The organism is Streptomyces sp. NBC_01635 (assembly GCF_045209715.1).
GTDB classification, from domain to species: Bacteria; Actinomycetota; Actinomycetes; order Streptomycetales; family Streptomycetaceae; genus Streptomyces; species Streptomyces hirsutus.
On the sequence record NZ_CP109277.1, the window covers coordinates 8,691,048 to 8,712,121 of the forward strand.

A 21,074-nucleotide genomic window follows, 5' to 3' on the forward strand; every position below is an offset into this window, starting at 1 on the left:
CCCACCCGGGCCCGGCATCCAGAGGGACGGCCGGTACCGGGGGCAGTCATGTGATCATGCCCGTATGGCAACCGGTCGGATCATCTTCCTCAACGGCACGTCCAGTTCGGGGAAGTCGAGCATCGCCCGTGAACTGCTGGGCATCCTGGACGACGGTGTCTTCTCCCACCTGGCGGTGGACGGCTTCAACGCGATGCGTACGAATCGGCCCCTCGCACCGGAGGACCTCGACACCGCTCTGCGCCGGACGAGGAGGGGCTTCCACCGCTCGATCGCGGCCATGGCCGAGGTGGGCAACGATGTCGTCGTCGACCATGTCCTCAGTGAGCCCTGGCGGCTGGCCGACTGCCTGGCCGTACTGCGCCCCGAGGACGTGCTGTTCGTCGGCGTCCACTGCTCACCGGACGAACTGGTTCGCCGCGAGAAGGCCCGGGGCGACCGCCCCCCGGGCCTCGCCGCGCTCCAGTACGAGCTGGTCCATCAGCACGGTGACTACGACATCGAATGCGACACCAGTACGGCGAGCCCGCGCGAGTGCGCCGAACTGATCAAGGATTTCCTCCCGGTCCGGCCGACGCCGACCGCCTTCACCCGCCTCCGCGCCCGCTGTCCGGAGGACAGCGGGCCGACGAGCTGAGAACGCCGGTTCAGGTCGACTCGCGCACCACCAGCTCCGTCGGCAGTGTCACCTGCTGGCGGGGCGCGCCGTGCCGGGTGATGTCGGTGAGGATGCGGGCCATCGTGCGGCCCAACTCCTCCACCGGCTGACGCACCGTCGTCAGGGGCGGGTCGGTGTGGCGGGCGAGGACGGAGTCCTCGAACCCGACGACGGCGACATCGCCGGGCACCTGCCGCTTCTGGCGGCGCAGTTCGGCCAGCGCGCCGACCGCCATCAGGTCGGAGGCGGCGAACACGGCGTCCAGGTCCGGGGCGCGTTCAAGAAGTGAACGCATCGCGCGGGTGCCGCCCTCCTCGGTGAAGTCACCCGTCTCGGCCAGGAGTTCACTCGCGGGCACTCCCGCCTCCCGGTGGGCGTCACGCCAGCCGGCGAGCCGGCTGCGGCCGACGTCCATGTCCAGCGGCCCGGTGATCGTGGCGATCCTGGTCCTGCCCCCGCGCAGCAGGTGCCGGACCGCCTCGGAGGCGCCACCGGCGTTGTCGGAGTTGACGTAGCTCAGCCGCTCGCCCGCGTCGCGGCGGCCGGCCAGCACGGTGGGCAGACCCATCTCCTCCAGCATGCCCGGCAGCCGGTCTTCGGAGTGGACCGAGACCAGCAGGACGCCGTCCACGCGGCGCGTCGCCACCGATTCGGTCAGCTGGTCCCGCTCGGCCTGGTCACGGACCAGCATGAGCTGCAGCTGGGTCCGGCTTTCGGCGAGGGCGCCGCTGACGCCCCTGATCAGTGCGGCGAAGAACGGTTCCGAACCGAGCCGGCTCTCCGATTCCGGGATCACCAGCGCCACGGCGTCGGTCCGGTTGGTGACCAGGCCGCGGGCGACCGAGTTGGGGACGTAGTTCAGCTCCTTGATCGCTGCCAGGACCCTGGACCGCGCGTCGGTGCTGACCAGATCCGAGCCGTTGACGACGCGGGACACCGTGGTCCGGCCCACGCCGGCCCGGGCGGCGACGGTTTTGATCGTGGGACGGCGGTCCCCGGCCATGTGCTCCCCCTCTTCGGCGGTCGCGGCGACACCGGCCGCGGAGTTGACCTGCGGCAATTCTTGCAGACGGCGCAAGAGCGGAAGTGCGTCGAGCCCGAGGACCGAACGGCGGAAATCGGTCCCGGACTACGAGTTGTGTTCAAGTCATTGACAGACCGGCTGCGCTGCCAGGAGTCTTCGGTTCATCGATGGGAACGTGCCCACCTTGAATTGGGCACGTTCCCACCCCCCATTGCCAGAGCCGCTGTGGTCATCGCAGAACACGTCGCTCCGGTGCGTCAGCGCCGTCGCTAGGAGGAGTTCCATGGGCAGTCCCGGTTCGTTGCGTACGAGGGTGGCGGCAGCGGTCGCGGTCGCCGGCGCGCTGACGCTCGTCGTCGGCTGCAGCAGCGGTGACGATTCGGCCACAGGTGGTGGCAAAAAGGACGGCAAGGTCGTCATCACCATGGGCATGTACGGGGTGATGGGCATCAAGGAGACCGGGCTTCTCGAGCAGTACGAGAAGGAGAACCCGGACGTCGAGATCAAGGCCGAGATCGCAGGCGACGAGCAGACCTACTACACCGCGCTGCAGACCAGGCTCGCGGCCGGCAAGGGCCTGAAGGACATCCAGGGCATCGAGATCGGGCGGGCCAAGGAGATCACCGAGACCCAGTCGGACAAGTTCGTGGACTTCTCCGGCGTGCCCGGCACCGACCACTTCCTGCCGTGGAAGGACTCCCAGATCAGCACCGAGGACGGCAAGGTGCTGGGCCTGGGCACCGACATCGGCCCGATGGCCGTCTGTTACCGCAAGGACTACTTCGAGCAGGCCGGTCTGCCCACCGACCGCGAGGAGGTCGCCAAGCTGTGGGAGGGCGACTGGCAGAAGTACGTCGAGGCCGGCCGCACCTTCAAGAAGGGCTTCAAGGGCGGCGACGTGTCCTACATGGACGCGGCCAGCGGCCTGTTCAACGCCATGGTCTACGGCTACCCCGAGCAGTACTACGACGACAAGGGCGAGCTGATCTACGACAAGAACCCGGTCGTCAAGGAAGCGTGGAACCTGGCCGCCGACGCCGCGGACGACGGCCTGACGGCCAAGCTCCGCCAGTTCCAGCCGGGCTGGGACCCGGGCCTGGCCAACGGCACGTTCGCCACCGCCGTGTGCCCCGCGTGGATGCTCAGCCACATCAGCGAGAAGGCTGGTGAGGCGAACAAGGGCAAGTGGGACGTCGCCAAGGCCCCCAAGGGCGCCAACTGGGGCGGGTCCTTCCTCGGCGTGGTCGAGCAGAGCCCGGTGAAGGAGGAGGCCAAGAAGCTCGTCGCCTGGCTGACCGCGCCGGAGCAGCAGGCCCACATCTTCAAGGAGATCGGCAACATTCCGTCCTCGGAAGAGGCGCTGAAGAGCGACCAGGTGAAGGACGCCAAGTCGGAGTACTTCAGCGACGCGCCGATCGGCCAGATCTTCGGCGCCGCGGCCCAGGAGATCCCCGACAAGCAGGTCCTGGGCCGCAAGGACGGCACGATCAAGGACACCTTCTCCCAGGGCCTGACCCTGATAGAGCAGCAGGACACCCCGCGTGACGAGGCGTGGAAGACCACCGCGGAGCGCATCGAGAAGGCCGTCGGCTGATCCGTCGCCCCCATCGGCCCCCCGGGCCCGTCCGCGACCTGCCGGCGGGCCCGGGGCGGCTCACACATCCGCTCCCAGGAAGGAAAAGTCGGGTGGCCACCTCCACCACCAAGGCCCTGGCCGGCGGGGAGCCCTCGGGCCCGCCGCCGAAGACGGACGGCGGGGGCGCCGCCCGGCAGCGCGGCGCGCTGCTGCACCGGCTGGACGTCAGAGGCGCCCCGTACGCGTTCGTCGCCCCGTTCTTCGTCGTCTTCGCCGCCTTCAGTTTCTATCCCCTCGTCTACACGTCGTGGATCTCCCTGCACCGGGTGGAACTGGCCACCCTCGACGTCATGGAATGGGTGGCGTTCGACAACTACGTCGACCTCTGGAACGACTCACGGTTCTGGAACGCGCTGGCGAACACCCTCACCATCGGCGTCATCTCCACGGTGCCGCAGCTGCTGATGGCGCTCGGGCTGGCGCACCTGCTCAACTACCGGATGCGCGCCTCGTTGTTCTTCCGCGTCGCCTCGCTGGTCCCGTACGCCACCTCGGTCGCCGCCGCCGCCCTCGTCTTCACCATGATCTTCGAACGCGACTTCGGCATGATCAACTGGGCGCTCGGCGCGGTCGGCGTCGACCCGGTGAACTGGGAGGCCGACAAGTGGCCCGCCCAGGTCGCGATCTCCACCATCGTCATCTGGCGCTGGACCGGTTACAACGCGCTGCTCTACCTGGCCGCCATGCAGGCGATCCCCGCCGAACGGTACGAGGCCGCGGCCATCGACGGCGCCTCCCGGTGGAAGCAGTTCACCCACGTCACCGTGCCCGGCATCCGCTCCACCATCGTCTTCACCATCGTGCTCTCCACGATCGGCGCCACCCAGCTGTTCGGCGAACCGCTGATCTTCGGCCAGGGACCCAACGGCGTCACCGGCGGCGCGGACAACCAGTACCAGACGTTGGGCCTGCTGCTGTACGAGGAGGGCTGGAAGAACTACCAGATGGGCCGCTCGGCCACCGTCGCGTGGGCGATGTTCCTGCTGCTCGTCCTCGTCTTCGTGGCGCAGCGCCTGATCAAGCGCCTGCGCTCCCGTACGTCCTGACCTGGAGTCGCCATGACCACCCACAGTCTCCCGGCCCGGACGGACACCCCGGCCGGGACCCCCGCCGAGAAGCCGGGCCGCGGCGGCGGACGCCGGCTGATGCGCCCGCGCGCCGGCCGCCAGCACCACGCGGGCCCGCTCGCCTACGTCCTGCTCGCCGTCATGGCGGTGCTGTCGATCTTCCCGCTGTACTGGACGATGGTGGCGGCCTCCACCGACAACACCCGCGTCAGCCAGACACCGCCGCCGTTCCTGCCCGGCCCGAACCTGTTCGGCAACCTCGCCCGCGCCTGGGACGAGGCGGCCATGGGCAAGGCCATGATCAACAGCCTGATCGTGGCCGGAGTGATCGCCCTGTCCACGGTGATGTTCGCGACCCTGGCGGGCTTCGCCTTCGCCAAGCTGCGGTTCAAGGGGCGCAACGCCCTGCTCATGCTGGTGATCGGCACCATGCTGGTGCCGCCGCAGCTCGGCGTCGTGCCCCTGTTCATGATGATGTCCGAGCTGGGCTGGTCCCAGCAGCTGCCCGCCGTCATCTTCCCCACCCTGGTGAGCGCGGTCGGCGTCTTCTTCATGCGGCAGTACCTCTCGGAGGCGCTGCCGGACGAACTCGTCGAGGCCGGACGCGTGGACGGGGCGCACTCGCTGCGGATCTTCTGGAGCATCGTGCTGCCCGTCGCACGGCCCGCGATGGCGGTCCTGTTCATGATCACGTTCGTGCACGCGTGGAACGACTTCTTCTGGCCGTTCGTGGTGCTCGACATGACCAATCCGACGGTCCCCGTCGCCCTCACCCAGCTCAGCGCGGGTTATGTCCGCGACCAGTCGCTGATCATGGCCGGCGCGCTGCTCGGCACCCTGCCGCTGCTGGTGATGTTCATCGTCTTCGGCCGTCAGATCGTCAGCGGCATCATGGCGGGCGCCGTCAAGGGCTGACCCGCCGCACCCGGCCCGGCCGCCTCGCCGCCCGGTCCGGTACGCGCGCCCGCGAACCACCCCCACCACCCCGAAAGGACTTACGTGGTCACCGCAGCACAGCAGACCGCGTCCGCCCCGGACGCCGCCCTCACCTTCCCCAAGGGCTTCCTCTGGGGCTCCGCGACCGCCTCCTACCAGATCGAGGGGGCCGCCGCCGAGGACGGCCGGACACCGTCCATCTGGGACACCTACGCCCGCACCCCCGGCCGGGTCCGCAACGGCGACACCGGTGACACCGCCACCGACCACTACCACCGCTGGCGCGAGGACGTCGCCCTCATGGCCGAACTCGGCCTGGGCGCCTACCGCTTCTCCCTCGCCTGGCCCCGGATCCAGCCCACCGGCCGAGGCCCCGCCGTCCAGAAGGGCCTGGACTTCTACCGGCGCCTCGTCGACGACCTGCTGGACAAGGGCATCCAGCCCGTCGCCACCCTCTACCACTGGGACCTGCCACAGGAGTTGGAGGACGCCGGAGGCTGGCCCGAGCGCGCCACGGCCGAGCGGTTCGCCGCGTACGCGGCCCTCGCCGCGGACGCCCTGGGTGACCGGGTGAAGACCTGGACCACCCTGAACGAGCCCTGGTGCAGCGCCTTCCTCGGCTACGGCTCCGGCGTGCACGCCCCCGGCCGCACCGACCCGGTCGCCGCCCTGCGCGCCGCCCACCACCTCAACCTGGCCCACGGTCTGGCCGTCCAGGCACTGCGCGACCGCCTTCCCGCCGACGCCCGGTGCTCGGTCACCCTCAACATCCACCAGGTCCGCCCGCTCACCGCCGGCGACGCCGACACCGACGCGGTCCGGCGCATCGACGCGCTCGCCAACCGGGTCTTCACCGGTCCGATGCTCCGGGGCGCCTACCCGGAGGACCTGTTCAAGGACACAGCGGAACTGACCGACTGGTCCTTCGTGCGCGACGGCGACCTGCGGCAGATCCAGCAGCCGCTGGACTTCCTCGGCGTGAACTACTACACCCCCACCGTCGTCTCCGCGACCGACGGCAGCGGCACCCACACCTCCGACGGACACGGCAGGAGCGCCCACAGCCCCTGGCCGGGCGCGGACAAGGTCGCCTTCCACCAGCCGCCCGGCGAGACCACCGCCATGGGCTGGGCCGTCGACCCCACCGGCCTGTACGACCTGCTGCGCCGCCTGGCCGCCGACTTCCCGCGGCTGCCGCTGTACATCACCGAGAACGGCGCGGCGTTCGACGACTACGCCGACCCTTCCGGCCAGGTCAACGACCCCGCGCGGATCGCCTACGTACGCGGCCACCTGGCCGCCGTCCACCGGGCCATCGTGGACGGCGCGGACGTACGCGGCTACTTCCTGTGGTCCCTGCTGGACAACTTCGAGTGGGCGCACGGCTACAGCAAGCGCTTCGGCGCCGTCTACGTGGACTACCCGACCGGTACCCGCATCCCGAAGGCCAGTGCCCGCTGGTACGCCGAGGTGGCCCGCAGCGGCGTCCTCCCCGGAGCCTGACCCGGGGCCGACCCGGTGCGGCACCCTCGCGGGTGCCGCACCGGAGGCGGGGCCGCCCACGTGGACGGAGAACACGCAGGCGGGCCATACCGTCCGTGAAGGCGGGCGCGTCGCCGGCCTGCCCGGCACAAAACTGCCCAGGACTGCTGTCAGCTTGGCCTCGGTGCGCCTTTTGGCTCCGGGGGAGGAGGAGGTGTGAGCCTGGCGGACGCGACATGCGCGACCACGACCGAGACGATCACCAACGGCATGACCGTGAGCCCCTGTGACCCGAGCAGCAGGGTGGCAAGCAGGACTGAGACCAACGGAAGTCTGAGCATCGCGGTACTCATCGCGCCGACGCCCATGGCGAACCCCGCGACGAGGGACAGCCCCGGGGCGTGGGAGAGCAGGATGCCTCCCGCAGCGCCCACGAACATCGCGGGGAAGACGGGGCCTCCCCGGAAACTGCTGAGCGAAGCGCAGTAGGCCAGGCTCTTGCACAACACCAGCAGCGACAGTGCCCCGATCGAATACGCGGTGCTCTGCGAGAGGAGTGGGCCCAGCGCCGACTGGCCCGAATACAACACGTCGGTCGCGGGCTTGCCGGTGCCCTCCGCATAGCTGATCGCCAATCCCGCCACGACCAGGCCCAGGACCACCGTGGCCGGCACACGTCGACGTTCGACCCGCGTCTTCAGGCGAACGGCGAGCCCTCGGAGTCCCACGCCCACGAAGGCGGCCGACAGTCCGATGACCAGCGCCCAGCCGAACTCCGCGACGGTCGGTGTCGCGGCCTGGGGCAAGTCGGTCAGTGCCAGCGAGTAGGTGCCCAGCCCGGTCCAGGATCCCAGGCCGATGAAGATGAGTGCGCCGATGCCCGCGGCGAGCAGGCCGGGCACCAGCACCAGGGCCAGCATCGCCCCACCGAGCCCCGAAGCCTCCATCAGGAGGAACGCGCCGAGCAGGGGGGACCCCAGCAGAGAGCTGATCGCCGCGAAACTGCCCGCCGCGCCCATCATCGCGCTCACCCGTTCCGGGACGTCACGTTTGACGAGGCGCACGGCGCCCGCGGCCAGTCCGCCGCCGAGAGCGATGAGAGGCGCTTCCGGTCCGAGGACCGCGCCGAAGGCCAGAGTCGCCAGGGCGGCGAACAGGATGCCGGGAAGCTCGACAGGCGTGGGCGTGCCGGAGGCCTTGAGCCCGCCCGACGGTTCGTGGCCTCCGCGCCCCGGCAGATACTGCACAGTAAGCCCCACGAGCAGTCCCCCGACGGCGAGCAGGGGGAGCGGCCACCACGGCGGCGTGCCCTGGAAGCCCAGCGCCTCGGGCAGATCGGTGTAGAGGATCGGCTGGAGTTTGTTGACCAGCGCGAGGAAGCAGAACGCCATCGTGGACACCGGTACGCCGACCAGCGCGGCCATCAGCAGAAGCACCAGGTAACTGCGGCTCCGGAGGATCGTGAACGGATCCGGCGGTGACGCGTTCGCGAGTCCTGCCCTGGCGTCCGGCATGCGCCTTGCCTCCTTGTGACGCGGACCCGATAAGAGGTCTCACCGGCTGCCCTCAGCGAACCGCTACCGCCCCGTCACCCGCTCCGGGCGCGTTTTCACGCTGGCACACGGTCCTGACGTCGGCATGCCGAGGCCGTCCATGCGGGAAGCACGGAGCCCGCCGGGCCGACGCCGACGGAGGACGCACCCACTGACGGTGCGCCACCTCATCCGGGCAAGGCGCGTTCGTCCGGCAACTGCCTGAGCAGCGGCCTGCCTACTCCGGCGGACGCGCGGCACCCCGCCCGCCCGGGGCCAGCAGGACGACCGTGTCCCCCGGATCCGGCAGCGGTGTGCCGGCTTCCGTGACCGGATCGAGGCGGCCGTCCGGCCGTACGAGGAACAGCAGATCGCTGCCGGACGGCCGCGCACTGCCGGCGGGCTGCGCCAGCAGGATCGCCCCGTGCTCGTATCTGCGGGAGAGGCTCTGCCAGGTCAGATCCGCGCCGAACAGGACCTCGCCACCGATGAACGGCGCCATCACGCCGTGGCTCTCGGGCGGTGCGCCGAGGCGGTGGACCGCCCCTTCCACGCTGCCCCGCAGAATCGTTGCCGCCAGTGCGTTGAAGTCGTCCTCGGCGGTGAGGAAGAACACCGCGGTGATGCCCTCGAGTTCCGGGCCCCGGCCCGTGACGGCGGCCAGTAGTTCACCGGGCGCAAGCTCGATCCCGGCCCGGCTGATGCGTTCGCGCTGCTGCTCCTGCCCTGCCCACATCAAGACCTCCAGACCCGCTGACTTCAGGGCCACACCGAGGTCGACCACCCACGGGTCGCCGCCGACCAGCAGCGGACGCGATCGGGAGGGGCGCACGACACCCAGGAGCCGGGCCACGGGGGATGCGGTCAGGCCGTAGAGCGTCACGGTCGCGACGATGACCACGAACGTGGCGGGGAGGATCTTCGACGCGCCGCCGATCCCGTCGGCGGCGAGGCCGGCCGAGAACGTCGACGCGGTGGCGGCCGCGACGATGCCGCGGGGCGCCATCCAGCCGATGAACGACCTTTCGCCGCGCGTCAGATCCGTGCCGAGGGTGGACACGGCCGCGACCAGAGGTCTGACGACCAGCACCAGAAACGCGGCGAGCCCGAGCGCGGGCAGGGCCACATGGCGCAGCGACTGTGGTGTGACGGTGGCCGAGATGGAGATGAAGAGCAGGCCGAGGACCAGGCTGATCAGGGTCTCGAAGAACGGGCGGCGCGCCGGGACGTCGATGCCGGGGAGGTTGGCGACGGCCAGGCCCATCATCACGGCGGCGATGAGTCCGGTGTCGTCGCGCAGCACATCGCAGAGCGCCGCTACCCCGATCACCGCGGCGAGCTGAGCCGTGGTGCCGAGCACCTCGCCGAGACGCATCATCCGGAACAGCCCCCACAGCAGAGCCGCCCCGGCCACTCCGCCGGCCACTCCGATGCCCACGCTGGCGAGGAAGTCCGCCGCTACGGTGCCGGGTCGGTGGTGGATGCCGGCCGTGACCGCATGGAAGACCAGAGCTCCCAGAATGCCTCCGACCGGGTCGATGAGGGAGCCTTCCCAGACGAGGAGGTGCTGGAGCCGGTCCTTGGGCCGCACGAAGCCGAGGAGCGGTCCGACGACCGTCGGCCCCGAGACCACGAGGATCGCGCCGATCATGATGGCCGCCTGCTGGGACATGCCCAGCAACGGTGCGGCGAGGAGTGCGGCGAGGATCCAGGTGACCAGTACTCCGATCCAGATCAGCCTGACGACGACGCGGCGGGTGTGTCCCTTCAGCCTTTCCAGGTTCAGCCCGAGCCCCGCGTCGTAGAGGATCACGGCGACGGCCAGCGACACCAGCGGTGAGAACGCCGGCCCCAGGAGCCGCTCGGGGTCGACGTCGTCGATCAGTGCTCCGGCGGCGAAGCCGACGGGCAGCAGGACGATGAGGGAGGGGATGCGCAGGCGGCCGGCCAGGATCTGCGATCCGACGGCGAGGACCAGGATCAGGCCCACTCCGGTGAGTACCTGATCCGTCGTCACGGGTGGCCCCTACGGTGCGTGGTGATGAGTCGGCTCGGTGCTCTTGCCGGCAGCCGGAGGCGGGGAGCGGGGACAGCCCGGCGCCACGAGACGGCGGTGGCGATCTTGGCCTGTATGACCACGGCGGCGGCTACGGCGGCTGCGGCGGCTGCGGCGACCGGCCCCAGGGCTGTACGTGTGCGGTGAATCCCTCGGGGGCCCACGCCGAAGGGCGCTCCTCGACCTCATGAGGGTCAGGTCCTGCCATGACGGTGCCGTCATTTCCCCCATGGCGTGATTCCGCACCGGACGGTGTGCTGCTCGCCCGGGCCGAGGCCGACGAGCCCCGTGCCGCTGCGGAAGGCGTCCGGCGGGCAGCTCATCGGTTCGACGGCGATCGCGCGGCGGCGCTCCCCCGGTGGGAGGGTGTCGCCGGTGTAGAGCTGCAGGTAGTCGGCTCCCTCACCGAGCCACACATCCGTACCGACAGCGCCCGACGGGTGGGCCAGGCGGACCACGGCCCGCCCGTCCGCGTCCCGGTCGAGGTCGCCGAACGGGGTGTCCAGCCGGCGCGCTCCGACAGTCTGTGGCGTACGCAGGTCGTACGGCGTCCCGGCAACCGGCTCGGCGGCCACGGGCAGGCCGCGCTCATCGGTGCGCAGCCACGTCCGGGCGGGCACGGTCAGCACCGACTGGTCGACGTCAGCGGTGCCCGCCATGACATAGGGATGCTGGCCGAAGCCGTAGGGCGCGGCGCTCGTGTCGAGGTTGCGCGCGGTGACGGCGACTTCAAGTCCGCTCTCGCTCAGGGCGTACTCGGCGCGGACGTGGAGATGGAACGGGTAGCCCGGCTGCGGCCAGAGCGAAACGTCCAGGACGGCCCGGTCGTCGCTCGCCTCCACGACCTGCCACGAGGTCCACCGGAGCAGTCCGTGGATGGCGTTGCCGCCCTCCGGCTCGGTGAGCGGCAGTCGGAGGTCCTGCCCGTCCCAGCGGTACCGGCCGTCTCGGATCCGGTTGGGCCACGGCACCAGGATCTGGCCGCGCCCGCCGGTGATCCGGCCCTGTGCGGCGAAACCGTCGACCACGACGCGTTCACCCATCGCGTACGACCGGAGCGCCGCGCCGAGCTCGACGACGACTGCACTGTGTGCGCCATGGCGCAGGGTCAGCTGCCGTCCGGTGCGGCTCTCCTGCACGTGTGGCCTCCTCGGTCCGCCCGGCCGGCGTTCTCGGTCGTGGGCGTCATGGTGGCCTGTGGTCCCGGCCTCCTCGTCGGGAGCGTGCGGCCCGTCACCGGCCCGGTCAAGCGCGACACGTTCCCGCGGGCGGAATCGCCCCGCATGTTCGCTCACTGGAGCCACAGGCAGCGGAGCCGCCGCTTTGCCCGGCAGCAGAACGGTCGGCGCATCGGTGAGGTGCCGCTCCCGGACGGGGTGGCGGCTTCATCCGCCGCCGGAGTGCCTGCCGCGTCGGCCGATGTACTGCCAGACAGCGCGCTGGAATCTGAGCATCAGCACACCCACCACGATCAGCAGCACGATGTTGAGCAGGAGTTGGATCAGGGATCCGCGCGCCTGGCTCCAGCTGGAGAACGCGCAGGAGACGCCGATGTCGGCGGCGGCGGGGATGGTGGTGACCGAGATGAAGACGCCCAGCAGCGCGCTCGTCCTGGCCTGCGTCAGCGACATGATCCCGACGATGCCGGCCAGGACCGCGACGATGACCGAGAAGGCGTTGGGGGCGTCGATCAGTGTGGAGACCGGTCTGATGCCCAGCTCGAATGCCCTGGGCTGAAGGCCGAGGCCCCGGATCACCCACGAGAACAGGAAGGTCACGAGGATGGCCAGCAGGAATCCCACGGTCAGGGCGAAGAGGCCCTGCCGGATCCTGGCGCGGTTCCCATGGCTGATGCCCAGCGCGACGCTGGTGATGGCGCCGTACTCCGGTCCGACGACCATCGCCGCGACGATCAGGATCTGGGAGTTGGTGATGATGCCCACCGCCCCGATGACGCCCGCGATGACCAGGTAGACGTAGAAGCTCGGCAGATAGGTGCCCTCGGCGCGGATGCGCGCTTCGACCTCCTCCCAGACGGGCGCGTGCGCGAGCGCTCCGAGCTGCTGCTGCTCCGCCTCGGCCGCGGCGCCGGAGAAGGCCATCTCGACCGGCTCGATGACGATGGACCCGCGGCGGTCGAGTTCCAGCTCGCGCAGACCGCGCAGCACGGCGTTGGCCGCACCCGCCAGGATGTCGCACTCGATCGCATGGCCGTCGGGGTTCTGCGCCAGTCCGGGAAGGACAACCAGGTTGAACACATAGCGGTCACCGGTGAGCAGACCGATCACCCGAGGGGTGAGATCGACTGGACTCACCAGTCGGACATGAATCAGCTCCATCCACAGCCTCCGTCGCTCGGCCGACGGCCGAACGGGAGTGCCGCAGTGCCCGTACGCCGGGGTCGGACCGTCCTGCGCCCGGCCGACCACAGTCAGTAACACTCCCAGGAGGGTGAACGGCAAGCCGAAGGGCGGTGCTCGGCTTTGGCGGCCGAGGCGGCTTCGGCCCCGACGCGGGGCCGGCCACGGCACCACGTGCGGCCGGTCGCCGTTGCGCCGTACGAGTGGCGGCCCGCGGGCTGTCGTCGTCAGTGGCCCCTTGGGGCAGGTGGCCTTCGACCATGTCGACATGGCAGGGGCGACAGGGATGCCGGATAGTGGACTGAGGGGTATTTCCGAGACTTCGGAGCAGCAATGGACCGCTACCCTCCCATCGCCGAACACGGCCTGGTGGGCGACCTGCAGACCGCCGCGCTCGTCTCGTCGCAAGGAGTCGTCGACTGGTTCGCCGCTCCCCGGTTCGATTCGCCCAGCATCTTCGCAGCCCTGCTCGACCACGACGGCGGCGGATATCTGCGGCTGGCCCCCGAGCACCCCGACGGGTCCTGCAAGCAGCTCTACTACCCCGACACCGCCATCCTGATCACCCGCTTCATGTCGCCGGACGGGGTGGGCGAGGTGGTCGACTTCATGCCCCCGGATCAGACCCGAAATGCCACTGACCGGCACACCCTGGTCCGTGTCGCCCGTGCCGTGCGGGGGACCGTCGACTTCACACTCGAGTGCCGGCCGCGCTTCGACTACGGCCGGGCCGAACACGAACTCGAACTCGGTGAGAACGGCGCTCTGTTCCAGGCCTCAGGCATCGACGGACACCTGCAGTCCACCTTCCCTCTGGAACGGGACGGCCGGGACGTGCGCGGAAAGGTGACGCTGAGCGCCGGCGAGTCCGGCGGCGTCGTGTTCACCGTCTGTGCGTCCGGCGGCGAGGCGCCCGCACCGCCCACGGTCGAAGGGCTCACCGGGCAGTTCGAGGAAGTCAGCCGGTTCTGGCGGCACTGGCTGCGCCAGTCCCGCTACCGGGGACGGTGGCCCGAGCTGGTGCACCGCTCGGCCATCACCCTCAAGCTTCTCACCTATGCCCCGACCGGTGCGCTGGTCGCGGCGGCCACGATGGGCCTGCCCGAACAGGTCGGCGGAGAGCGGAATTGGGACTACCGGTTCACCTGGGTGCGTGACGGCTCGCTCTCCGTGCGGGCCATGCTGGACCTCGGCTTCGTCGAGGAGGCCACCGCCTTCGTCCACTGGCTGGTGGACAGGCTGCGTGAGCGCGAGGGCAAGGAGGACGAGCCGCTCCAGACGATGTACCGGGTCGACGGAAGTCCGGATCTGCCGGAGGAGACGCTCGAGCACTTCGAGGGCTACCGCGGCTCCTACCCCGTCCGCATCGGCAACGGCGCCGCCGACCAGCTCCAGCTGGACATCTACGGCGAGGCCATCTACGCGGTGTCCCAGGGGCGTGAGATCGCGCAGCAGGCCAGTTACGAGGGGTGGCGGGCCCTGGCCAAGGTGCTGGACTGGTTCGCCGACGCCTGGGACCGGCCGGACGAGGGCATCTGGGAGACCCGCGGGGGCCGCAAGGACTTCACCTACAGCCGGATGATGTCGTGGGTCGCCTTCGACCACGGGCTGCGCCTGGCCGAGTACTTCCGTAGGCCCGCCGATCTGGAGCGGTGGCGCAAGGCGAGGGACGCCGTGTTCGAGCAGGTCATGGAACGCGGCTGGAGCGAGAAAGAGCGCGCCTTCGTCCAGCACTACGACGGCGACGTCCTGGACGCCTCGCTGCTGCTCATGCCTGTGGTCGGTTTCATCGCTCCCCGGGCCGAGGCGTGGTTCTCCACGCTCGACGCCATGGACCGCAAGCTCGTCTCCGACAGCCTCGTCTACCGCTACGACCCGGCGGCATCGCCGGACGGGCTGCGCGGCTCGGAGGGCACCTTCAGTCTGTGCACCTTCCTCTACGTCGACGCGCTGGTGCGGGCGGGGCGGCTGTCCCAGGCCCGTTACACCTTCGAAAAGATGCAGACCTACGCCAACCACGTCGGGCTGTTCGCCGAGGAGGTCGGTCCGGGCGGAGAGCAACTGGGCAACTTCCCACAGGCGTTCACCCACCTGTCTCTCATCATGGCCGCCATCACCCTCGACGAGGCACTCGACGCGGAGCACGGGCGCTGACCCATGGTCACGCATGCCCGTCCGCCGGGGGCGTCACGGATGACGAAGGCCGAGTTCGACGCGCTGTACCGGCGCCTGGCCTCGCGCACGGCGTGGGCCGGGGGCGACCGGGGTGCTCTGGACGCACTGACTCCTGACCGGGTGCTGGCCGCCACCCGCGAGGTGCGTGCCGGCCGGACGATCACGCTCGCCGCGCCGGTGGAGACGTCGCCGGGTCCCGACAACCCGGAGCCGGCGAGGCACCGGATGCGCCGTCAGCCGGAGGAGGACTTCTCGAGCGGGCTGCACTTCGCGAAGGACAGCTTCGCGATGAACGTGCACGGTGACGCCGACAGCCACATCGACGCGCTGTGCCACGTGATCTACGACGGCACGCTGCACGGCGGTGTGGCCACGGACAGCGTCGGGCCGGACGGCGCCACGGCGCTCTCCGTCGAGGTGGCTCGCGACGGGATCGTCGGACGCGGCGTGCTGCTCGACATCCCGCGGCTGCGCGGCGTGCCGTGGCTCGAACCGGGTGATGACGTCACCGCCGACGACCTCGGCTTCGCCGAGACCGCCCAGCAGGTGCGTGTGACCGAGGGCGACCTCCTGTTCGTCCGGGTCGGTCACCGCCGACGCCGCGCCGAGCTGGGCGCCTGGCACGCGGCGGAGGCGCGCGCGGGGCTCCATCCGTCCGCGCTGGAGTTCCTGGCGGAGCGGCGGGTCGCCGTGCTCGGCGGTGACGGGAACAATGACACCGCCCCGAGTTCCGCAGAGGGCATCGACTTCCCCGTGCATGTGCTGGCCGTCCACGCCATGGGCCTTCATCTGCTGGACTACCTGCAGTTCGAGGGCCTGGCACCGGTCTGCGAGGCGGAGGGGCGCTGGTCGTTCCTCTGCGTGATCGCCCCACTGAGGCTGCCGGACGCCACCGGTTCACCGGTCAATCCGATCGCCGTCCTCTGAGGTCCACGGATCCGGGGCGGGTTCAGGGCTTGCGGGGCAGCGCGATGTCCTCCAGTGGCTCCCCGGCCAGGCAGCGCACCGTCGTGGCTGTCGGAGGCGCCTGGCAGACATGGGTGGCGCGGCAGATCCCGGCCGCCGCCGGCGCGCGGCCCGTTCCCGGAATCACGCGTTCGACCAGCAGGTCCCCCCCGGTCGCGTCGCCGCACCTCACGTAATGTGCGGTCAAGACGGTGTTCGGATCCGCCGCCGCACACAGGTATCGGCCGGACGGGGTCCACCTCGGAGGAACGTCGTGCGAACAACCCCACAGGCGGCCACGGTCGTCGTGGTCATGGGTGTCTCCGGCTCGGGGAAGTCCACCGTGGGCGGACTGCTCGCGCAGCGGCTCATGGTGCCCTTCCTGGAGGCGGACGACCTCCATCCGGCCGCGAACCGCGCGAAGATGGCCGCGGGCCATCCGCTCGACGACGAGGATCGCCGGCCGTGGCTGCTGTCCCTCGCCGACTGGATCCGGCAGGCGACCGCGGCCCAAGGCGGCGTGATGGCCTGTTCGGCCCTCAAGTCGGACTACCGGGACCTGCTCCGCCAGGCAGGCGCCGGCGTGTGGTTCCTGCACCTCGCGATCGACCGGGCGTCCGCCGAACGACGGGTCGCCGGACGCGTGGGCCATTTCATGCCGGCCCGGATGGAGGCCTCCCAGTACGCCGCCCTCGAACCGCTGCGGCCGGACGAGCCGGGGCTGACCGTCGACGCGGCAGCCGACCCGCAGTCCATCGTCGACCGGGCGGCGGACGCCGTGCGGGCCCTCAGGTGAACGCCCACCCGTTCGGCTCCCGGCGGGTCGCCGCTCACGGGACCGCCCCCTAGCTTCGAAGGGGCACGCATGTCTCCACGGCGAGGCTGCGTGTCCGGCACGGTGCAGCACGGGGGCCTGCTGGGCGTCGCTGCAGCCAGCGCAGCAAACGACTCCTGAGAACGGGACCTCGACATGGCCGACGATCAGCACTACGACGTCATCGTCATCGGTACGGGAGCAGGCGGCGGCACGCTCGCCCACCGACTGGCCCCCACCGGCAAACGGATCCTGATCCTGGAGCGCGGCGACTACCTGCCGCGGGAGCGGGACAACTGGGAGTCCACAGCCGTCTTCGTCAAGGGCAAGTACCGCGCCCCCGAGTTCTGGTACGACAAGCACGGCAACGCGTTCCCCCCGGAAGTGAACTACTACGTCGGGGGCAACACCAAGTTCTACGGCGCCGCGCTCTTCCGCCTCCGTCCGGAGGACTTCGGCGAGCTCCGCCACCACGACGGCATCTCGCCGGCCTGGCCGATCCGCTACGAGGACCTGGAGCCGTACTACACCCAGGCGGAACAGCTCTATCTCGTCCACGGACGACACGGCGAGGACCCGACGGAAGGCCCGGCCGGCGGCCAGTATCCGTACCCCCCGGTGGAGCACGAGCCGCGCATCCAGCAGCTCAGCGACGACCTGGAGAGGAAGGGGCTGAACCCCTTCCACCTTCCCATCGGGGTGAACCTGACCCAGGACGAGAACGGCCGGGCCACCCATGACAGCGTGTGCATCCGCTGCGACCGGGTGGACGGCTTCCCGTGTCTGATCGGCGCGAAGTCCGACGCCCAGGTGATCTGCGTCGACCCGGCGCTGAGGTACGACAACGTCACGATGGTGACGGGCGCCAACGTCCGGCGTCTGGAGACCGATCCGACCGGGCGCACCGTCACGAGTGTCGTCGCCGAACTCGGCGACGGGTCGACGGAGGGGTTCAGCGCCGACATCGTCGTCGTCGCCTGCGGGGCGGTCAACTCCGCCGCGCTGCTGCTGCGTTCAGCGAACGACAAGCACCCCGGCGGCCTGGCCAACAGCTCGGACGTGGTGGGGCGCCACTACATGCGGCACAACAACCTGGCGCTGATGGCCGTGTCGAAGGAACCGAACCCCACCAAGTTCCAGAAGACACTGGCGCTGAACGACTGGTACCTCGGGGCGGACGACTGGGACTTCCCGCTCGGCGGCATCCAGATGCTGGGCAAGTCGGACGCCGATCAGATCCATGGCGAGGCACCGCGCTGGGCCGGCGCGGTCGCCCCGGACATGCCGTTCGAGATGCTCGCGCACCACGCCGTCGACTTCTGGCTCTGTGGGGAGGACCTGCCGCTGGCCGACAGCCGCGTCACCCTCGACAGGAACGGCGACATCCACCTGGCCCTCGACGAGAAGAACAACATCGCCGGGCTCGAGCGCCTCCGGCACAAGCTCAAAGGGATGCTCGGGCACCTGGGCATGCACGAACACCACCTGCTGCCGCACAGCATCTACCTCCACAAGGGCATGCCCATCGGGGCCACCGCCCACCAGGCCGGCACGGTCCGGTTCGGCACCGACCCCGGCAGCTCGGCCCTGGACGTCGACTGCAAAGCCCACGACCTCGACAACCTCTACGTCGTGGACACGAGCTTCTTCCCCAGCATCGGCGCGGTGAACCCGTCCCTGACCGCGATCGCCAACGCCCTGCGGGTCGGCGACCACATCGCCGCGCGGCTGCGCTGAAGAGTGCTGAAGGGCGGGGAACGCCACGAAGAAGCCGGTAGCGGGTGGCGAGTCCACCCGCCGCCGGCTCCGTCCTCTCCCGAACCGGAGCTCCGCTACAGGTTGTCCCCGGGTGTTCCGGCGGCCCGGGTGTCGGCGTCGGTGAGCGGCTCCAGCTCTCCGAGTGTGTCGAGTCGGTAGAGGAGCACCAGCGCGGGGCCGACGAGGACGATCGCGATGACCGTGACGATCGCCAGCCAGCGCATGGTGTGAGTGGCGCCGGCCGCCTCGGCCACCGTCAGTGAGGTGGGCAGCATGTAGGGCCGCTGTGCGAAGCCCCAGGCGCCGACGGTCAGGGCGACGCTTGCCACCGAGGTGTAGCGGGTCCAGCCGTAGGACCGGCGTACCAGAAGCAGCACCGTGGCCAGACCGCAGAATGCGGCCAGGACGATCAGCAGCAGGCCCAGGCCACCGGTGAGCCCCTCCCAGACGTGCCGGGCGTCGTCGTGGGTGACGGGCAGGGCGATGAGCGCGAGGACGACGACCGCGGCGAAAGCGGACAGCGCCCTCAGGCGGAAGTAGTCGACGAGGTCGTCGGCGTCGAACCGTCGGGCGTCGGAGCAGAGGAACACCGCCCCGAGGAACGCGGTGGCGGCAATCGCCAGCAGGCCCGTGAGGACGGAGGTCGGGTTGGCCCAGGCGTCCGCGGAGGCGGTCGTCCCGACCGCAACCCGACCGGCGGCAATGCCGCCGAGCACCGCCCCGAGGAAGAAGGGCGTGAGCAGCGATGAGATGGCGAACGCTGCCCCGTAGACACGCCGTTGGGCAAGTCGCCGGGTCGGCTTGCGCAGGGCGAATCCGGCGCCGCGGAGCACCAGGCCGACGGCGGCCAGAGCGAGCGGCAGCCACATCGCCTCGAAGACGGCCTGGAACATCGTCGGGAAGCCGGTCCACATGATGATGAAGACAAAGATCAACCAGACGTTGTTGGCCTCCCAGACCGGTGCCATGGCGTGGTCGATCAGCCAGCGGGCCCGCTTGCCCCGCTCCGCGTCGCCGGCCAGGAGGTCCCAGAAGCCCGCGCCGTAGTCCGTGCCCCCGGCACAGGCGTAGGCGGCGATCGCGAGCACCAGGACCCAGGCGATGACCTCGGCCATCTTCACTCACCCCCGGGGGCGCGGTCGGAGACGCCACCAGGCGCGCCGGCGGCTGTGGGCTCGGGAGCGCTTCTGGGCCCGTAGGGGGTGTCGGTCTCAGGGGGCAGTGCGGTGCGCGCGGCGGCCGAGCCCTCGTCGGCGATGCGCCAGCGGGTGCGCATCTTCAGGATGACCGCGAGAAACGCGCCGAACACCATCACGTACACGACGATGACGAGGCCCAGCATCGTCCACAGCGAACTGGCCCGGGTATCGGTCACCGCCTCGGAGACCCTCATGTGGTTGTAGACGATCCAGGGCTGGCGGCCGACCTCGGTGGTGATCCACCCGCACTCGACGGTGACCAGGCAGGCGGCCCCCGCGAGCGCGGCGCAGCGGTAGAACCAGCGGCTGCGGGGGTTGTCCCGATGGCGCCACCAGGACCAGGCGTACCAGAGCGCGAGCAGGATCAGCAGGCTGCCGATGGTGACCATGATGTCGAAGGCCCAGTGGGCGATGGTGGCCTGAGTCGCCGTCGGGCGGTCGCTCGCGGCGACCGACAACAGGCCCGTCACCTTGGTGTCGGGCCTGAATCCGGCGAGGATCGAGTCCAGCTGGGGGATCTTGATCCCGCCGGAGATCGTCCCGTCGGGGTGCAGTCGTCCGAACAGGTACTCCGGCACATGGGTGTCGGTCTCCCAGACGATCTCCATGGCGGCGAACTTGATCGGTTGCTTGTGGAAGACGGCGCGAGCGGCGGAGTCACCGATCATGAACTGGACCGGGGTGAGGATCGCGGCAACGGTGAACGGCAGCGTGAAGCCGAGCCGGTGGTATCGGTCGCGGCGTCCACGTAGCCAGCCGACGGCGTACACCCCGGCGACCAGGTACCCGGCGGTCAGGAACATCGCGACCACGAAGTGCCAGTACTCCGGGCCGAACATCGGCGTGAAGATCGCCTGGCGTACGTCGACGTCGACGGGATTGCCCTGGGCGTCGAGCCTGAACCCCTGCGGTGTGTTCATCCAGGAGTTGGCCGCGATGATGCCGAACGCCCCCATCAGGGCGGTCAGCGGCAGCGGTACGGCGAGCCAGAAGTGGGTCCAGGGCTTCAGGCGGCGCCATCCGTAGAGGTAGATCGCGATCAGGACGGCTTCGAGGAAGAAGGCCCATGCCTCAATGCCGAAACCGAGTCCGAAGACGTCACCCCAGCGCCCCATCATGCCGGGCCACAGCAGTCCGAGTTCGAACGACAACACCGTGCCGGTGACGACGCCGATGGCGAATTGAACGGCCATCACCGCAGACCAGCGCCGGGCGAGTTTGAGGGCGACGGGGTCGTTGCGGCGCAGCCCCCGGTGATGCATCAACAACGTGATGAACGGCAGCGCCACTCCGAAGGGGACCAGCAGGATGTGGGAGGCCAGGGTGAAGGCCATCAGCTGGCGAGCCGGCAGGAGTTGGGGCGGGGCGTCCGCCAGAAGGGCCACTGTGCTGAGCATGTGCGCCTCGATGGTTCTGCCCCGCGGGGCGCGGG

17 protein-coding genes are annotated in these 21,074 nt (G+C 70.2%); 9 read left to right on the top strand and 8 right to left on the bottom strand.

From position 1 onward, the window contains the following. The first annotated feature begins 64 nt into the window (after positions 1 to 64). Entirely contained in the window at positions 65 to 637 is a 573-nt protein-coding gene (locus OHB56_RS39565) for a phosphotransferase-like protein (protein WP_326750944.1), read from the top strand. A gap of 10 nt (positions 638 to 647) precedes the next feature. On the opposite strand, the gene OHB56_RS39570 is transcribed toward OHB56_RS39565, so the two are convergent. Continuing rightward, the gene (locus OHB56_RS39570) at positions 648 to 1,661 is read right to left on the bottom strand and encodes a LacI family DNA-binding transcriptional regulator (protein ID WP_326756880.1); all 1,014 of its coding nucleotides are present in this window, start codon (positions 1,659 to 1,661) and stop codon (positions 648 to 650) included. A 304-nt stretch (positions 1,662 to 1,965) separates the two neighbouring features. On the opposite strand from OHB56_RS39570, the gene OHB56_RS39575 reads away from it, so the two are divergent. The 4 genes from OHB56_RS39575 to OHB56_RS39590 all read left to right on the top strand — a co-directional run bounded on the left by OHB56_RS39575 (position 1,966) and on the right by OHB56_RS39590 (position 6,824). Beyond that, a complete protein-coding gene (locus tag OHB56_RS39575; protein WP_326750943.1) occupies positions 1,966 to 3,276 on the top strand; it encodes an ABC transporter substrate-binding protein in 1,311 nt (436 codons plus the stop codon). A 92-nt stretch (positions 3,277 to 3,368) separates the two neighbouring features. Continuing rightward, the gene (locus OHB56_RS39580; RefSeq protein WP_326750942.1) at positions 3,369 to 4,364 is read left to right on the top strand and encodes a sugar ABC transporter permease; all 996 of its coding nucleotides are present in this window, start codon (positions 3,369 to 3,371) and stop codon (positions 4,362 to 4,364) included. Positions 4,365 to 4,376: 12 nt separating this feature from the next. Further along, entirely contained in the window at positions 4,377 to 5,300 is a 924-nt protein-coding gene (locus OHB56_RS39585) for a carbohydrate ABC transporter permease (protein ID WP_326750941.1), read from the top strand. An 84-nt stretch (positions 5,301 to 5,384) separates the two neighbouring features. Then, positions 5,385 to 6,824, top strand: coding sequence for a GH1 family beta-glucosidase (locus OHB56_RS39590; RefSeq protein WP_326750940.1), 1,440 nt, complete (start codon positions 5,385 to 5,387; stop codon positions 6,822 to 6,824). Between the two features lie 149 nt (positions 6,825 to 6,973). On the opposite strand, the gene OHB56_RS39595 is transcribed toward OHB56_RS39590, so the two are convergent. The 4 genes from OHB56_RS39595 to OHB56_RS39610 all read right to left on the bottom strand — a co-directional run bounded on the left by OHB56_RS39595 (position 6,974) and on the right by OHB56_RS39610 (position 12,730). After that, positions 6,974 to 8,317: a chloride channel protein gene (locus OHB56_RS39595; protein ID WP_406358734.1), complete on the bottom strand. Its 1,344-nt coding sequence runs from the start codon at positions 8,315 to 8,317 to the stop codon at positions 6,974 to 6,976. 256 nt (positions 8,318 to 8,573) lie between these two features. Continuing rightward, the gene (locus OHB56_RS39600) at positions 8,574 to 10,352 is read right to left on the bottom strand and encodes a cation:proton antiporter (RefSeq protein WP_406358736.1); all 1,779 of its coding nucleotides are present in this window, start codon (positions 10,350 to 10,352) and stop codon (positions 8,574 to 8,576) included. Positions 10,353 to 10,609: 257 nt separating this feature from the next. Then, a complete protein-coding gene (locus OHB56_RS39605) occupies positions 10,610 to 11,530 on the bottom strand; it encodes an aldose 1-epimerase family protein (RefSeq protein WP_406358738.1) in 921 nt (306 codons plus the stop codon). A 246-nt stretch (positions 11,531 to 11,776) separates the two neighbouring features. Further along, on the bottom strand, positions 11,777 to 12,730 hold the full coding sequence (locus OHB56_RS39610) for a DUF389 domain-containing protein (RefSeq protein WP_326750936.1): 954 nt from the start codon (positions 12,728 to 12,730) through the stop codon (positions 11,777 to 11,779). Between the two features lie 354 nt (positions 12,731 to 13,084). Between OHB56_RS39610 and OHB56_RS39615 the strand changes: the two genes are divergently transcribed. Beyond that, positions 13,085 to 14,905 (top strand): glycoside hydrolase family 15 protein, encoded by a 1,821-nt coding sequence (locus tag OHB56_RS39615; protein ID WP_406358740.1) that lies wholly within the window; start codon positions 13,085 to 13,087, stop codon positions 14,903 to 14,905. A 39-nt stretch (positions 14,906 to 14,944) separates the two neighbouring features. Further along, complete coding sequence (locus tag OHB56_RS39620; RefSeq protein WP_326750934.1) at positions 14,945 to 15,853, top strand: cyclase family protein; 909 nt, start codon at positions 14,945 to 14,947, stop codon at positions 15,851 to 15,853. Between the two features lie 22 nt (positions 15,854 to 15,875). Here the strand turns inward: OHB56_RS39620 and OHB56_RS39625 are convergent, their stop codons facing one another. Beyond that, on the bottom strand, positions 15,876 to 16,079 hold the full coding sequence (locus OHB56_RS39625; protein ID WP_406358742.1) for a hypothetical protein: 204 nt from the start codon (positions 16,077 to 16,079) through the stop codon (positions 15,876 to 15,878). Between the two features lie 105 nt (positions 16,080 to 16,184). On the opposite strand from OHB56_RS39625, the gene OHB56_RS39630 reads away from it, so the two are divergent. Then, positions 16,185 to 16,667 (top strand): gluconokinase, encoded by a 483-nt coding sequence (locus tag OHB56_RS39630; protein WP_360032389.1) that lies wholly within the window; start codon positions 16,185 to 16,187, stop codon positions 16,665 to 16,667. Positions 16,668 to 16,841: 174 nt separating this feature from the next. Continuing rightward, positions 16,842 to 18,422: a GMC oxidoreductase gene (locus tag OHB56_RS39635; RefSeq protein ID WP_406358744.1), complete on the top strand. Its 1,581-nt coding sequence runs from the start codon at positions 16,842 to 16,844 to the stop codon at positions 18,420 to 18,422. Positions 18,423 to 18,517: 95 nt separating this feature from the next. Here OHB56_RS39635 and OHB56_RS39640 read toward each other — a convergent pair whose 3' ends face one another. Next, a complete protein-coding gene (locus OHB56_RS39640) occupies positions 18,518 to 19,558 on the bottom strand; it encodes a cytochrome d ubiquinol oxidase subunit II (RefSeq protein WP_406358746.1) in 1,041 nt (346 codons plus the stop codon). Between the two features lie 2 nt (positions 19,559 to 19,560). Beyond that, positions 19,561 to 21,039, bottom strand: a complete 1,479-nt coding sequence (locus OHB56_RS39645) for a cytochrome ubiquinol oxidase subunit I (RefSeq protein WP_406358748.1) — start codon at positions 21,037 to 21,039, stop codon at positions 19,561 to 19,563. Positions 21,040 to 21,074: the final 35 nt, after the last annotated feature.

Excerpts from the sequence above, each read along its gene's own strand:
- OHB56_RS39565 (WP_326750944.1), top strand. The coding sequence starts at position 65 with ATGGCAACCGGTCGGATCATCTTCCTCAACGGCACGTCCAGTTCGGGG.
- OHB56_RS39570 (WP_326756880.1), bottom strand. The coding sequence starts at position 1,661 with ATGGCCGGGGACCGCCGTCCCACGATCAAAACCGTCGCCGCCCGGGCC.
- OHB56_RS39575 (WP_326750943.1), top strand. The coding sequence starts at position 1,966 with ATGGGCAGTCCCGGTTCGTTGCGTACGAGGGTGGCGGCAGCGGTCGCG.
- OHB56_RS39585 (WP_326750941.1), top strand. The coding sequence starts at position 4,377 with ATGACCACCCACAGTCTCCCGGCCCGGACGGACACCCCGGCCGGGACC.
- OHB56_RS39595 (WP_406358734.1), bottom strand. The coding sequence starts at position 8,317 with ATGCCGGACGCCAGGGCAGGACTCGCGAACGCGTCACCGCCGGATCCG.
- OHB56_RS39610 (WP_326750936.1), bottom strand. The coding sequence starts at position 12,730 with ATGGAGCTGATTCATGTCCGACTGGTGAGTCCAGTCGATCTCACCCCT.
- OHB56_RS39615 (WP_406358740.1), top strand. The coding sequence starts at position 13,085 with ATGGACCGCTACCCTCCCATCGCCGAACACGGCCTGGTGGGCGACCTG.
- OHB56_RS39620 (WP_326750934.1), top strand. The coding sequence starts at position 14,945 with ATGACGAAGGCCGAGTTCGACGCGCTGTACCGGCGCCTGGCCTCGCGC.
- OHB56_RS39630 (WP_360032389.1), top strand. The coding sequence starts at position 16,185 with ATGGGTGTCTCCGGCTCGGGGAAGTCCACCGTGGGCGGACTGCTCGCG.
- OHB56_RS39635 (WP_406358744.1), top strand. The coding sequence starts at position 16,842 with ATGGCCGACGATCAGCACTACGACGTCATCGTCATCGGTACGGGAGCA.
- OHB56_RS39640 (WP_406358746.1), bottom strand. The coding sequence starts at position 19,558 with ATGGCCGAGGTCATCGCCTGGGTCCTGGTGCTCGCGATCGCCGCCTAC.
- OHB56_RS39645 (WP_406358748.1), bottom strand. The coding sequence starts at position 21,039 with ATGCTCAGCACAGTGGCCCTTCTGGCGGACGCCCCGCCCCAACTCCTG.